This window comes from Pleurocapsa minor HA4230-MV1 (assembly GCA_019359095.1).
Lineage (GTDB): Bacteria > Cyanobacteriota > Cyanobacteriia > Cyanobacteriales > Xenococcaceae > Waterburya > Waterburya minor.
Window position 1 is genome coordinate 60925 of the sequence record JAHHHZ010000035.1, and the last position, 13273, is coordinate 74197.

14 protein-coding genes are annotated in these 13273 nt (G+C 39.4%); 6 read left to right on the forward strand and 8 right to left on the reverse strand.

Going from position 1 to position 13273, the window contains the following annotated elements:
- Window positions 1–370: 370 nt before the first annotated feature.
- Window positions 371–922: an alpha/beta hydrolase gene (locus KME09_23805; GenBank protein MBW4536961.1), complete on the reverse strand. Its 552-nt coding sequence runs from the start codon at window positions 920–922 to the stop codon at window positions 371–373.
- Window positions 923–1080: 158 nt separating this feature from the next.
- On the opposite strand from KME09_23805, the gene KME09_23810 reads away from it, so the two are divergent.
- Window positions 1081–1347 carry a hypothetical protein gene (locus tag KME09_23810; protein ID MBW4536962.1) on the forward strand — a complete coding sequence of 89 codons (267 nt, stop codon included), beginning with the start codon at window positions 1081–1083 and terminating at the stop codon, window positions 1345–1347.
- A 30-nt stretch (window positions 1348–1377) separates the two neighbouring features.
- Here KME09_23810 and KME09_23815 read toward each other — a convergent pair whose 3' ends face one another.
- The 4 genes from KME09_23815 to yqeK form a co-directional block, all read right to left on the reverse strand.
- Entirely contained in the window at window positions 1378–2331 is a 954-nt protein-coding gene (locus KME09_23815; GenBank protein ID MBW4536963.1) for an asparaginase, read from the reverse strand.
- A 130-nt stretch (window positions 2332–2461) separates the two neighbouring features.
- Window positions 2462–2965, reverse strand: coding sequence for a CGLD27 family protein (locus KME09_23820; GenBank protein ID MBW4536964.1), 504 nt, complete (start codon window positions 2963–2965; stop codon window positions 2462–2464).
- 14 nt (window positions 2966–2979) lie between these two features.
- Complete coding sequence (rsfS, locus tag KME09_23825) at window positions 2980–3393, reverse strand: ribosome silencing factor (GenBank protein ID MBW4536965.1); 414 nt, start codon at window positions 3391–3393, stop codon at window positions 2980–2982.
- A gap of 74 nt (window positions 3394–3467) precedes the next feature.
- Complete coding sequence (yqeK, locus tag KME09_23830) at window positions 3468–4040, reverse strand: bis(5'-nucleosyl)-tetraphosphatase (symmetrical) YqeK (GenBank protein ID MBW4536966.1); 573 nt, start codon at window positions 4038–4040, stop codon at window positions 3468–3470.
- 490 nt (window positions 4041–4530) lie between these two features.
- On the opposite strand from yqeK, the gene KME09_23835 reads away from it, so the two are divergent.
- Entirely contained in the window at window positions 4531–5034 is a 504-nt protein-coding gene (locus KME09_23835; GenBank protein MBW4536967.1) for a hypothetical protein, read from the forward strand.
- A 43-nt stretch (window positions 5035–5077) separates the two neighbouring features.
- The gene (locus tag KME09_23840; GenBank protein ID MBW4536968.1) at window positions 5078–5968 is read left to right on the forward strand and encodes a hypothetical protein; all 891 of its coding nucleotides are present in this window, start codon (window positions 5078–5080) and stop codon (window positions 5966–5968) included.
- Here KME09_23840 and KME09_23845 read toward each other — a convergent pair whose 3' ends face one another.
- Window positions 5969–6409 carry an ATP-binding protein gene (locus KME09_23845; GenBank protein MBW4536969.1) on the reverse strand — a complete coding sequence of 147 codons (441 nt, stop codon included), beginning with the start codon at window positions 6407–6409 and terminating at the stop codon, window positions 5969–5971.
- Between the two features lie 390 nt (window positions 6410–6799).
- On the opposite strand from KME09_23845, the gene truB reads away from it, so the two are divergent.
- A complete protein-coding gene (truB, locus tag KME09_23850) occupies window positions 6800–7714 on the forward strand; it encodes a tRNA pseudouridine(55) synthase TruB (protein MBW4536970.1) in 915 nt (304 codons plus the stop codon).
- A gap of 26 nt (window positions 7715–7740) precedes the next feature.
- Here the strand turns inward: truB and KME09_23855 are convergent, their stop codons facing one another.
- Together KME09_23855 and KME09_23860 are read right to left on the reverse strand one after the other, a co-directional pair.
- Window positions 7741–8346, reverse strand: coding sequence for a pentapeptide repeat-containing protein (locus KME09_23855; GenBank protein MBW4536971.1), 606 nt, complete (start codon window positions 8344–8346; stop codon window positions 7741–7743).
- Between the two features lie 50 nt (window positions 8347–8396).
- Window positions 8397–8567, reverse strand: coding sequence for a ssl1498 family light-harvesting-like protein (locus tag KME09_23860; GenBank protein MBW4536972.1), 171 nt, complete (start codon window positions 8565–8567; stop codon window positions 8397–8399).
- 259 nt (window positions 8568–8826) lie between these two features.
- On the opposite strand from KME09_23860, the gene uvrA reads away from it, so the two are divergent.
- Window positions 8827–11760 carry an excinuclease ABC subunit UvrA gene (gene uvrA, locus KME09_23865; protein MBW4536973.1) on the forward strand — a complete coding sequence of 978 codons (2934 nt, stop codon included), beginning with the start codon at window positions 8827–8829 and terminating at the stop codon, window positions 11758–11760.
- 45 nt (window positions 11761–11805) lie between these two features.
- Window positions 11806–13248, forward strand: a complete 1443-nt coding sequence (locus KME09_23870) for a DUF2207 domain-containing protein (protein MBW4536974.1) — start codon at window positions 11806–11808, stop codon at window positions 13246–13248.
- Window positions 13249–13273 lie beyond the last annotated feature (25 nt).

Here is a 13273-nt window from a genome sequence, read left to right on the forward strand (position 1 = left end):
TTAATTATGCTTAATTTTTATATTTTCTAAATTAATTTTCAACTCAGATATTATCACATTAATATACTAAGTATATTTTCTCATATTATTTTTATTTTTTATTTTCTCTTCATCGTATCTTTATGTCTAGGTATTTTGTGTGATTGCTTTTTCTCGTTACTTGCAGTGTTTTAAAAGCATGAAAAGCCTGAATCAAAGTAATTTGAGCTTACATATTCAGTTAATTTTTAATAAGCTTGTACGCATTTAAATTGTGTATTATGAGCTTAAACAATAAATCATTAAACTCTCTCCCTATCTCCCTATCTCCCTATCTCCCCGTCACCCCTTCAATCTCAATCAACAAATTAAATACCTGACAGCTTATGTTTCAGGGCATTTTAATGTATTGACTTGTCCCTTCGACAAACTGAGCAAAATTTTCTTGCAGTCTGACGAAAATCTTACCGTTGACGTATACATCTTGGGTTGGGTAATTTTCTAATAATTCCAGCAAAGAAACCAAATTATTATCGCTAGCCGAAGCGATCAATGCTCCCCGCAAAGCCGTTAAGTTGGCTATTTCGGTTTTAGAACTTACTACATTCTCAGTCTGGGATAAGATATATTCTCCTGGCGCTGTATTAAGCAAATCGGAGATTAGTTTATTGTTGGCAGGAAATTCTTGTTTTAAAATCCAGCGAATCACAAATGGGTTCTGTTTGCCATGTTTTAATAAAGTATCTAATGCGGGGGAAACTTCGCCTGTATCGGCAAAATCCTGCAATTCTGTGATCGAAATTGATTGGGTTAATCCACCATAGGTAAAAATCACTTTTTCTGAACTTGAAGCTTGCCTAGGGGTCAAAGAAATTGCTATTCCTGCACTAATAAAAGCGATCGCAGTTTGTCTAAACCACTTAAATAATGTGCTTTTGCTCATTTGCTTGTCTCCTAAAGTTAAATATTATTTTTATTCTAAAATTTAAAATATGTTTCATTTATCTAAATGATGCTGTTATTCACTGTGATCTAACTTAAATATTGATTTTTTATTCAACTAAATGGTAATATAGTACTAGTTGAATTGCAGGTTTACTGATGAACAAGTACTACATTCTTAATTTAGATCCTCAAGCAACTCATGAGTGGGATCGTTGTGTATTAAGAAATCCGATGACAGGAGCTAGACCAGATTTGAATGCGGAAGTAGCCAAAGCTATTGATGCTGAAGCTGGCGCGTATTTAATTAAAGTCAACCTAGAGATTGAAATTCTCGACCAGAGCATAACCCCAGGCGGTAATACAGTCGAGTTACCTGCGGTCAAAAATGCTACTATCATTGCCAAGCATAGATTAGCCAGTTAATTGCTTTGAGTTAAAAACAAAGGACGGGAATTAGAGAATTGACATTTCGCCAACTGTTTCTAAGCGTGTAAAGCTGCTTAACTGAACAAAGCTATCGCAAAGCATTTCGGAGATGGCAGGAGTAATCCAACCCATTTGCTTCAAAAGATGAATTGCGGTGGCATACTTAGCTCGCCTAGCGCCATCCTTAACTTTGATTGCCAGTCCCATTCCTTCCCCGACACGACCAATACACTGAATTCCCTCTGCTCCAGACTTGCTAACCAGCTCGCCTTCGCTCAGACGCATCAGTTCGGTATCAAACGCTCCTTCGCCCGCAATCATACGGGGATAATAAGTCATGGCTCGAGTAATTCTTTCCAAGTCTAAATTTGTCCCTGCTGCCAACTGAGCATAAAGATGCGCCATCTGCTGTAGCTGCATTTGATAGGTGGGCATTCCGCAGTCATCCTGAGCGCCAAGCAATTCTGCTCCTGGCATTCCTAGTAACTCAGAAATTTTGCTGAGAATTAGCTGCTGTATTGGATGAGAATGCTTCGTATAATTGTGGAGGGGCAGATCCAAATTTTGGCAGACTGCTAAAGCTCCCGCATGTTTACCAGAGCAATTGTGTTCCAAGGGATTGTTGCTTCCAGCAGGAATCGGGCATTCTAGGGCTAGGGGGTCAACATCCGCACGCCATAAAATGTTGAATGCTTGTCGAGCATGTTCAATTTTTCCTTGATGAGAGCTACAGATAATCGCTAAATCGCGATCGCTCAAGCCATATTTTTGTAGTGTTCCTGTCGTGGTTACAGCCAAAGCTTGGAAAGGTTTTAATGCCGAGCGAATAAAGGCAGATGATTCAGAGCTACCTGCAACTAACAATACTCGTCCCTTAGTGTCACAAACTGTCGCTTCTACATGATGAGAAGACTCTAAAATTCCTTCTCTGAGCAAATGTACTTCGAGCCAAGGTGTCTGGGTTCTTTTTCCCCTAGTCATGCAATCTTAAATAATGGGTAATTAGTATTCTAGTATGCTTGATGTAGATTAGTTAGATTAGTTAGATTAGTTGCCTTCAATTTGTTTTGCTTAAGGCGAAATAACATTTTGATTGAGAGTTATCAAAATATCATCCGAGGATAAACCAACTCGCACTAGAGACAGCAATAATCCCCGCAATTAAAGCATAAGTTTTGTGCAATCTTTGGAGAATTGGCTCTATTTCATAATTAACCACCAAAAGATCTCGGTCTAACATAGTTTTGGGCTTAAGCCAAGTTTGTCCATCGTACCAACCAGACTCTTCGTAAAAAATGCGATCGCTTTGTAGACGCTCTTTGACATATTGCCAGCCTAAATAAATGCGGGACAAAAAAAGCGCAGTTAATAAAGAAATTCCCATCAAACTGGATAAGAGAAATTCTAATGGTGCTTTAACTGGGCTAAAGAGCGACATCGATAAAGGAGTCACAAAAAGCAAACTCCAAAAAGCCACCCAAGCTACCTTACGACTATATTGTCCCACTGCCAAAATTCCCCAGTCAAATAACCAAGATTCCTTAAGCTGTTCGTATTCGTAGATTGGCTGCTGTTCCAGGGGAACAGGGCAAAAATTAACGGTAGATTTATTCATACTGAAGAATACAATTAACTAGGCTGGTCAAATTCATGGCGCTCGGCGTGTCCCCAAAATGCTTCTAAATTGTAGTATTCTCTCTCTTCAGGTAAAAAGATATGTACAATCACGTCGGCATAATCTTGCACAATCCAGCCGCCTTCTCTTTTGCCCGAAACCCTTACTGGCTGTAAATTATACTTTTCTTCAAGACGTTCTTCAATGGATTCGGAGATTGCGTTTAACTGGGCGCGGGAGAATCCTGTAATGATCACAAAGTAGTCAGCTAAGTATGATACCTCACTAACATTGAGCAAGACAATATCCGCTGCTTTCTTATCTTCAGCAGCATCAGCAATTTGTAATGCTAATTCTTGAGGTGAGATGGTGGATTTAGTGGAAAATTGGTTTTGAGTAGCAATAGCTGGTTCGGATGATTTACTCATGCAAAATATGATGTTATGTGAGTGTTGTTAATTAATTAGCAAGATTTACTCTATTTTTTGGCTCAAGGCTGAGATCAATTTAACTTTGTTTGAGCTAAAGCCCAATTTCTGGTCAAAACTGTGCGGGGATGAATAATTTTTTGCTTACTTAATAAGTATTCTAATGAATAATCACTAGTCTGCTGTACACATTTGTAAAGATTTTCCTGGGCGACAATGCGCATTGCTGCTAATTGCTCGCTATCTCCGCGATTTGGCTCTAAAGCATCAGCAATAAAAACTACACAGCTAAGTTTGCTCATTTCAGGCGCGCCTAATGTGTGATTGGCAATTGCTGTCAGAATTTCAGGATCTCTAACCTTAAATTCTCGTTGAGCTACCACCGCGCTAATTTCTGCATGGAGCAGATGAGGATAGTTTAGACAAACTCGATCTACGGGAAGATTAACTTCTGCTGCTATTTTCAACAGTTTTTGAGGCGAAAAAAACTTAGCCAGATCGTGCATTAAACCAGCTTGGGCTGCCTGCTGCTCATCTAATTGATGACAACGAGCTAAATTAATACAGGTAGATTCTACTCCCAAGATATGCTGTAAACGATGGCTGGAAACATTTTCTTGTAGCCAATTAATAACGCGATCGCGCATGATAGCCAAATTTTGCTGATAACGAAGTGTATCCTTTAGGATAAGAGCATTATGAGTTTTAGTTTAACATTTTAATGATGCTCTAGATAGATGCGCTATCTTAGTGATTTGGGTAAATTAATTGCTGACTACCAATTATTAGTTGGACAGGAAATTATTTTCAGCATAAGCAATAGCTTTAAGTTTCAGCTTAATCAAACTATACAAAACAAAAAAAGAGAATTACTCTAATTACGAATTAAATTATAGATAATTGCAATTTAGTATAATTTACTCAGGAAAAAGCTAATTCAGCAGTCGATTATCTTAGGTTTAAAGTCGCGCTTTTATTTTCTAATTAGTCACTTATAACCTCAATAAATTAACGTCAATTGGTTGTTTGATTGCTCTAAAAATAATTACTTTTTGTTAAAAATTTAATCACTTTAGCCTCAATGTCCGACACAAAGTCCGAAAATCAATTCAGGTAACCTAGATCAATAAAATTAAGATGATTAGTCTCCGTAAATATCTAGTGGCGCTTATTCTGACAAGCTGCCTACTATTCGCTTCTTGTAGCCAGCAAGCTCCTTCTCGCTTTGATGACGCGCAACAACAAAGCACTAGTAAAGGTGCTACGGCAGTTGTGGATACTTCTCAATCTGGCGGTACGTTTAACCGTTATTTCCCCGACGGTGATAGCGAATATGAACGAATCTATTCTCAGGAAAAAACAGGTTTTGCCGAAGCCAAATTAAAAGCTCAAGGCAAAGAAATTGCTATTTTATCTATCTCTGATACTGTCAACAATCCCAGCGCAGCAGCAAAGTTTCAAGATAGTACCACCAAAATTGGGGGATATCCCGCAGTAACACAGGGTAGTTCTGGTACGGCTGTTTTAGTAGGCGATCGCTATCAGGTGAAAATCCGTTCCAAAGATCCTTCTTTTAGTGAAAGCGATCGTCAAGCATGGCTGAGTAAATTCGATCTGCGAGGTTTATCAAAGCTGAAGTAGCACCGAGTAATTCTAATGCAAATATATACTTAAGGAGTAAGCAGTGAGTGATTCTATTTTTGAACTGGTAGATAATCTACCCCAGAAGAACGTCACAACGATGATGTTAGAGTCTCTAGACTCCATCGTTCCTGGAGAATGGTCAAACACGGTTGGTTTTGTCAATACGATTCGCAAGGTGACAGGAGAAACTGATGAAGAGTTGATTCAACAGATCGGCGATCGCGCAGTCTGGCTTTACAATGATAAGTCTCAAGGATATCGTCGGGCAATGTGGCTCTATCAAACGGTAGATCGTTCAGATAAGGCTTTAGGTTCGGCAGCACTGGCTAATAAAGTGGGTAATAGAATTCCTCTTGTAGGTGGTTTACTGAGCAAAATTACACCTAATCCTGAAAAAGCCCAAGCTTTAGACTTATCGATTAAGTTAGTGGTTGAGTTGGTAGCTTTCTGTCAAATTAATGGTATCCCTGGTGATAGCATCGGCGATTTTGTCGGCGCATTGGGAGACTATAGCGGCGAATCCTTAATGCGGATGGCAACTTTAGTTTGTGTCGATGGCTTGATTCCCCTCGGCCCAGATTTCCTACTTAAAGCTCAGTCAACCCTCAGTGGAATTGGCCCCAAAGATTTAGAATCTAACTCTACTTTCCAAGGTGTATCAGAGTCTATTCCAGGTGGTAACTCCAAAGGAAAACTAGACTTTATCGGTGAAAGTTTTGGCTCGGTAAAAGGTTGGATGGCTGATTTTGTCAGCAGCAAAAATTTGTCTCCAGAAAAAGTCATGCAAAACCTCCAAGGATTTTTAGAATTTTCTGACAACAAGCTAGATTATGTAGCTGCCTTTATCGATGTCTCAACTAACTACTATGAGCATACGGGAACTCAAACCCTTGCTAGAAGGTTGATTGAACGAGCTTTTGATGAAATATAGCTAGAATTGAGCGTAGCGCTTGCGCATTACCAGGCAGTTACGATGATTGGGGAGATTGAGGTATTGCAGCTCATCCGTTAGCTTCTTAATAAACTGTAATCCTCTTCCTCCTTCTTTTTCGATCGAGCTAGCTTCTCTTTCGCTCTTACGTAGTTTGGCTTTAAGATCAAAAGGTTGCCCTCGATCCCAAATACGCATTTCCAAAAAGTTGGGTAATAACTTAACTTCTAGGTCAATAGGTGTAGTTTCGGGAAGATTTTGATGAGCATGGCGCACCGCATTGGTAAACGCTTCGACTAGTGCAACTTCGCACTGCCAGCCCATTTTTTGGGGAACGAGAGGAAAAACTAAGCCTTCAAACCACTGCAATACCTCTTTTAGGGATTCCAGTTCAGTTTTAACTTGCAAATGATATTGTTTAACTTCTGGGTTCGATTTCATTAAACGCTGATGACTATAAAGTCTGCCAAGTGTTAAGTAATTTTAGCTAGTAAGATACTCAATTTTGTTGTGGGATTGAAATCTATCTTATTGGCATTCAGCTAAACCCTAGCTAGCGGTCACAGTAGCTTTATACCAACTACATAAATTATAACTATTATTATTAATAGTATATATATTTACAGATAATCTCAACAATAACTGTTAGGAGATGACTACAAAGTAGAGTCTAATTTTTTAAGTGTCAACTGTATTATTTAACTTAAACTTACGGCATTTTAATTTGTAAATAAATCTTATTTTTAATTTACAGTTGGATTCGAGTCACAGGTGTGCTTCAAGTTCAGCTAAAATTGCTTTTGGTCACAGGTGAGGCAATTATTAATGATGATGTTTGGTTTTATCAATTTAAATAAACCTACTGGGTTCACCTCTCATGATTGTATTGCTAAGTTACGTAAACTTTTAAACAATAGAAAAATTGGTCATGGAGGTACTCTTGACCCCGCAGCAACAGGTGTACTACCGATCGCCGTTGGCAAAGCTACCCGTTTGTTGCAGTTTCTACCCGCTCCCAAAGCCTATCAGGCTCGTATTCGCCTAGGGGTAACAACTACGACGGACGATTTAGAAGGGGAGATAATTAAGCAAGTCGATCGCTTTGATTTAGACCAAGAACAAATTAGAGATTGCTTGAAGGGTTTTATTGGCACAATCGAGCAAATCCCGCCAATTTACAGCGCCATTAAAAAGGACGGGAGAAAACTATATGATTTAGCTCGCAAAGGAGAGGAAATAACAGTAGAGGCGAGAAAAGTAACGATCAGTGAGTTAAAACTGTTAAATATTACCCGCCAGGAATTTTTAGAGCTAGAAGTAGAGATTAGCTGTGGCCCTGGTACTTATATTAGAGCGATCGCTCGTGATTTGGGAGAACAGTTAGGGGTTGGCGGGACTTTGGCAAATTTAGTTCGCACTAAAAGCTGTGGACTATCTCTAGAAAATAGCCTGACTTTTGCCGACATTGAACATCAATCCGATCGGCAAACCCTCAAGCTCATTAAACCTAGTTTGCTTTTAAGTCATTTAGACACTTTTACCCTCTGCGAAGAGGATTCCGAGCGTTGGTGCCAAGGACAATTGATCGATCTCAATCAGGCGATCGCTAGCAGCAAGGAAATATCTCTATTCACTCCAGAACATTATCTTGCTACTTATGGAGCAGCGCAAACTTTCTTGGGGATTAGCATTCTATATGAACGTAACGAGATACTTAAATTAAAGCCGAAAATAGTTTTGGTTTAATAGCTAGCTTTTTTATTAGCCCAAATTTAGCTTGTAGTAAGACAACGTGTTTCTGCTGTGGGTAAGATAGCTTGACTTAAATCCGCGCCTAATAAAACGGCTTCTGCTAAATTAGTGTTGCTGAAGTTTGTCTTAGTTAAATTAGCTCCAGTGAGGATAGTTCCCCTCAGATTAGCTCCCCTCAGATCAGCCGAACTTAAATCAGCGTAGCTCAGATTAGCCATAGATAAATCTGCTCCCTGCATATTTGCATTCAATAAACAGGCAAGACGCATGTCTGCATAACGAAATACGGATTGATACAGATTAGCTTGGCTCAGGTTAGCGCAAATCAATAAAGCACCGTTACATCTAGCTTGCTCTAAACTTGACTTTTGAAAATCTGTTCTCCAGAGCATTGTTCTGAACAAATTAGCTTGTGATAAATCAGCCCTACTTAATATAGTACGGCTAAGATTAATTTCAGCTAAATTAGCTCGCCACAGTTTGACCCCCGCTAAATTGAAATCAGTTAGAGAAGTTTGGGTCAGGTTAACCTGTGAAAAATTACGTTTTCCCAATTCATACTCAGTTATAAGTTGGTCAACATCAATTTTTCTGGTCTCAAATTCATCGGGATCTAAATAAAACACTTGGCTTTAAACTATTATCTCATTACTTAAAGACGACTTGTCAATAACCTTTAGCTAATAATGGCAGCAGTAGAAACAGAAGCTATTACAACCAACAGAGCGATCGCTCCCCAGATTACATAACCGCGTTTTTCCTGTGCAGAAGGAGCTTCGGCATAGTACATAGCAGGTTCTTTGGCAAAGTTGTTGATGATTCCGTTTTCGTCAGAGATAGTAGTCATAATTTTTTAATACTTTGATTAACTTATATAAATAATATTAACAGATATGTAACGAAATATTAATCATACTTGACATATTTAACTCTAACTTAAGATTTCGCAGTGATGTGAGGGTAAAGCGATCGTTTTTTAGAGCTTTTTTTGCGCTTTTTTAGCAGTTGTAGAGTGAGACTTAAATTTGACAGAAATCTATACGGGCGTTGATTTGAGCAATACAAAATAACGTTAAGATAATTAAGAACTATTAAGCACTGTTTGTATGTCTTCTTCCAGCAATGGTATTCGAGATAACGGTAATAATATCGAGGCTAAGTCTGCTTCTATTGCAGAAAATGTGATTCGTATCAAGGGTGCCAGACAACATAATTTAAAAAATATTGATTTAGAGTTACCTCGAAATAAACTGATTGTCTTTACTGGCGTTTCTGGTTCGGGTAAATCTTCCCTGGCGTTTGATACGATTTTTGCGGAGGGACAGAGACGGTATGTAGAATCCCTCAGTGCATACGCTAGGCAGTTTTTGGGTCAGTTAGATAAGCCTGATGTCGATGCCATTGAAGGCTTGAGTCCTGCCATTTCCATCGATCAAAAGTCTACTTCCCATAATCCGCGTTCGACAGTGGGTACAGTGACAGAGATTTATGATTATTTAAGATTACTATTTGGTCGGGCAGGAGAACCCCATTGTCCTAAGTGCGATCGCTCGATTGTACCGCAGACGATTGATGAAATGTGCGATCGCATTATGGAATTACCTGACCAGACTAAGTTTATGGTGCTGGCTCCTGTGGTGCGGAGTAAAAAAGGTACTCACAAACAGTTGCTTTCTAGTTTGGCATCTCAAGGTTTTGTCCGAGTTCGAGTTGACGGTAAGGTATTCCAACTTGATGACAATATTGATTTAGATAAAAACCATAAACATGACATTGATGTGGTGGTAGATCGCTTAGTCAAAAAAACAGGAATTCAAGAACGTTTGGCAGATTCTTTAGGAACTTGTTTAAAGTTATCAGATGGCATAGTCGAAATTGAGATTATTTCAGCTGCTAACACTCAAGATGATCGAGATCAGCCAGAAAGCATGACTTTTTCTGAGAATTTTGCCTGTCCCGAACATGGTGCAGTAATTGAAGAACTATCTCCCCGTTTATTTTCGTTTAATTCTCCCTACGGTGCTTGTCCTGACTGTCACGGCTTAGGAAGTCATCGCACTTTCTCGGCTGAGTTAGTAGTTCCCGATCCCCAGCAACCAGTATATAGTGCGATCGCGCCTTGGTCAGATAAAGATAATTCTTACTATCTTTCGTTGTTACATGGTGTGGGACAGGCTTTTGGCTTTGAGATTCAAACTAAGTGGTCTAACCTAACTTTAGAACAGCAAGATGTAATTCTCCATGGCGCATCAGAAGCAGTTTACTTCCAGTCTGATAGCCGTAGCGGACAGCCCAAGGGTTATCATCGCCATTATTCTGGTGCATTGAAAATGTTGCAACGCAACTATCAAGAAACTAACTCCGATTCGGTCAAAAGCAAATTAGAGCAGTACTTAATCGATCAACCCTGTGACACCTGTAATGGTAAGCGTCTCAAGCCAGCTTCTTTATCCGTCAGCTTGGGACAGTATCGCATTAATGATTTAGCTGGAGTACCAATTCGAGAGTGTTTAGAGCGAGTGAACCATCTTCAGCTAACCAAGCGACAGGCATTGATTGGCGAATTAGCCCTCAAAGAAATTCGTTCACGGCTACAGTTTTTGCTAGATGTGGGCTTAGACTATCTGACCTTAGATCGCGCGGCTATGACCCTTTCAGGTGGAGAAGCCCAAAGAATTCGTCTGGCTACCCAGATCGGCGCTGGATTAACGGGAGTGCTTTATGTATTGGATGAGCCGAGTATTGGTCTACATCAGCGGGATAATGACAAACTATTAGCTACTCTTAAAAGACTCAGGGATTTAGGTAATACTCTGATTGTGGTGGAACATGACGAAGATACCATTCGAGCTGCGGATAGTTTGGTAGATATTGGTCCAAAAGCGGGCGTACATGGCGGAAACATTGTGGTTCAGGGAGATCTCAACGATCTGCTTCAATCTGAAACTTCGCTGACAGGGGCATATTTATCTGGTCGCAAACTGATCGCGACTCCAGACACCAGAAGAAAGGGCAAAGCGGTGGGTATTACCCTCAAAGACTGCCATCAAAACAACTTGCAGCATCTCGATCTTGAGATTCCTTTAGGTAACTTTGTCTGTATTACTGGAGTGTCAGGTTCGGGTAAGTCTACCCTAGTTAACGAACTATTGCATCCTGCTCTCAAACATCATCTTAGTAAAAAAACACCCTTTCCCAAACAGCTAGGGGAGGTTGAGGGTTTACAGGCGATCGACAAAGTGATTACTATCGATCAGTCACCGATTGGTCGTACTCCGCGTTCTAATACCGCCACCTATACAGGAGTATTTGATGCGATTCGCACTATATTTACCGAAACCATCGAAGCTAAAGCCAGAGGCTATAAAGCAGGTCGATTTTCCTTTAACGTCAAAGGTGGACGTTGTGAAGCCTGTAGCGGTCAGGGAGTTAACGTTATTGAAATGAATTTCTTACCTGATGTTTATGTTCAGTGTGATGTTTGTAAAGGAGCAAGATACAACCGTGAAACTTTACAAGTCAAGTATAAAAACTATTCGATCGCCGATGTTTTAAATATGACGGTGGAAGAGGCTTTAGAGAATTTCCAAAATATTCCCCGCGCTGCTAGCAAACTACAAACTTTAGTGGATGTTGGCTTAGGCTATATCAAACTGGGACAGCCAGCACCAACTCTTTCTGGTGGTGAAGCACAGCGGGTTAAGCTCGCCTCAGAATTATCCCGTCGCGCCACAGGAAAAACCCTCTATTTAATTGATGAACCCACTACAGGCTTGTCATTCTATGATGTTCATCATCTGTTAAACGTTTTACAACGTCTAGTAGATAAAGGTAATTCCTTGATTGTCATTGAGCATAATTTGGACGTAATTCGCTGTTCTGACTGGATTATCGATCTAGGGCCTGAAGGGGGCGACAAAGGAGGGCAAATCGTTGCTACGGGTACACCAGAGGAGGTGGCGCAAAATCCTCAATCCTATACGGGACAATATCTCAAACAGGTATTACAACGTTATCCTGCTGCTGCTAATCTGAATTAGGATTGTATTATGATGAAATAATATTTATCAGTACAAATAAATGACATGAATGTTGTGAATGTCGAACAAAAACAACTTTTAAGCAAAATTGAAGCTTTCTCTTTCGAGAGACCTGATACTAATTTTGCTTTTAGTCAACGTTTAGCCAAGGAAAATGGCTGGGACATTGAGTATGCTAATCGGGTGATCCAAGAATATCGAAAATTTGTTTTCTTGGCGGTAGTTGCAGGACATCTGGTTACACCATCAGAACAAGTAGACCAAGTTTGGCATTTGCATCTTACCTATACTCATTCCTATTGGGATGAATTTTGTCCGAATGTGTTGGGGCAACCTTTACATCATCAGCCCACCCAAGGAGGCAAATCAGAACAGATTAAATATCATGATTTATATCATCAAACTTTAGTTAGTTATACGAAGATATTTGGTCATCAGCCACCTGAAGATATTTGGTCATCTCCAGAAAATCGTTTTGGCAAAGATTTAATTTTTAAGCGAGTTAATACCAAAGAAAATTGGATTATTGCCAAACCACATCTAGCTTGGGAAAATATTACCAATCAGATTGATTTTATCTTTAGCAAACAAGCCACAGCAATTATTTCCATATTTTTGGGGCTATTGATATTTTTTGGGGTTACATTACCTGGATTTGCCAACTATTATCCTTTTTACTGGGACTTTTTAAATGTTAATCTCGATCTTCAAGATAACGGCGATTTATTAGTAACAGAAACACAAAAATATGTTTTTACTGACCAACATTCTCCTGAACATTATCGATTTATCAAGTTAGATCGGGTTAAAGAAATTAAAGATGTTCAAGTATTTGAAGATGATCATCTCTTACCGATAGAAACCGCTACTGAAGGCGATCGCTTTTGGATTAAGTGGCAAGAAAATTTAAGCGATTTAGATACTCATACTTTTATTTTAAAATATCGTGCCATTGGCGCAACTATCAATAATTACGGAGCAGATCGACTAAACTGGAAAGCAATTTTTCCCAAAAGAGATGCACCAATCAATCATGCAGAAATCGTAGTTAATCTACCTGAATCTTTAGTAGGCACAGTCAGAAATTACTATAGTATGGGAGGAGATTTTAACAGTAGTTTAATAGGCGATCGCACGATCAAATTTAATTCTCTTCGGTCTTTATTGCCAGGAGAAGCTTCACTGATCAAAGTTACTTTTTTAGGTAACTTTTTGAACTTAAACCCAATTAATCATTCATCTGCTAAAAATTCAGCATTTTTATTAGCTTTTATTATCTTGATGATCTTACTTTCGGTCATGATTTTTATTATTTCTAGTTTATCTACTACAGTCGATCTTCAACCTGAATCAAAATCAAAATCAAAATCCCGTAAAACTAGCAGTAGTGGTTCTGATAGTTTTGGTGGTTGTGGAGGCGGTTGCGGAGGCGGCTGCGGAGGTGGTTGTGGAGGCGGCTGCGGAGGCGGTTGCGGAGGTGGTGGTTAAGATGATCAGATCGATCTCCAGGCGT

What these genes read in the sequence shown, in the direction of transcription:
- KME09_23805 (MBW4536961.1), bottom strand. Translation starts at nt 922, where the DNA reads ATGAGCAAAAGCACATTATTTAAGTGGTTTAGACAAACTGCGATCGCT.
- KME09_23845 (MBW4536969.1), bottom strand. Translation starts at nt 6,409, where the DNA reads ATGAAATCGAACCCAGAAGTTAAACAATATCATTTGCAAGTTAAAACT.
- KME09_23870 (MBW4536974.1), top strand. Translation starts at nt 11,806, where the DNA reads ATGAATGTTGTGAATGTCGAACAAAAACAACTTTTAAGCAAAATTGAA.
- KME09_23835 (MBW4536967.1), top strand. Translation starts at nt 4,531, where the DNA reads ATGATTAGTCTCCGTAAATATCTAGTGGCGCTTATTCTGACAAGCTGC.
- KME09_23815 (MBW4536963.1), bottom strand. Translation starts at nt 2,331, where the DNA reads ATGACTAGGGGAAAAAGAACCCAGACACCTTGGCTCGAAGTACATTTG.
- rsfS (MBW4536965.1), bottom strand. Translation starts at nt 3,393, where the DNA reads ATGAGTAAATCATCCGAACCAGCTATTGCTACTCAAAACCAATTTTCC.
- truB (MBW4536970.1), top strand. Translation starts at nt 6,800, where the DNA reads ATGTTTGGTTTTATCAATTTAAATAAACCTACTGGGTTCACCTCTCAT.
- KME09_23860 (MBW4536972.1), bottom strand. Translation starts at nt 8,567, where the DNA reads ATGACTACTATCTCTGACGAAAACGGAATCATCAACAACTTTGCCAAA.
- uvrA (MBW4536973.1), top strand. Translation starts at nt 8,827, where the DNA reads ATGTCTTCTTCCAGCAATGGTATTCGAGATAACGGTAATAATATCGAG.
- KME09_23810 (MBW4536962.1), top strand. Translation starts at nt 1,081, where the DNA reads ATGAACAAGTACTACATTCTTAATTTAGATCCTCAAGCAACTCATGAG.
- KME09_23820 (MBW4536964.1), bottom strand. Translation starts at nt 2,965, where the DNA reads ATGAATAAATCTACCGTTAATTTTTGCCCTGTTCCCCTGGAACAGCAG.
- yqeK (MBW4536966.1), bottom strand. Translation starts at nt 4,040, where the DNA reads ATGCGCGATCGCGTTATTAATTGGCTACAAGAAAATGTTTCCAGCCAT.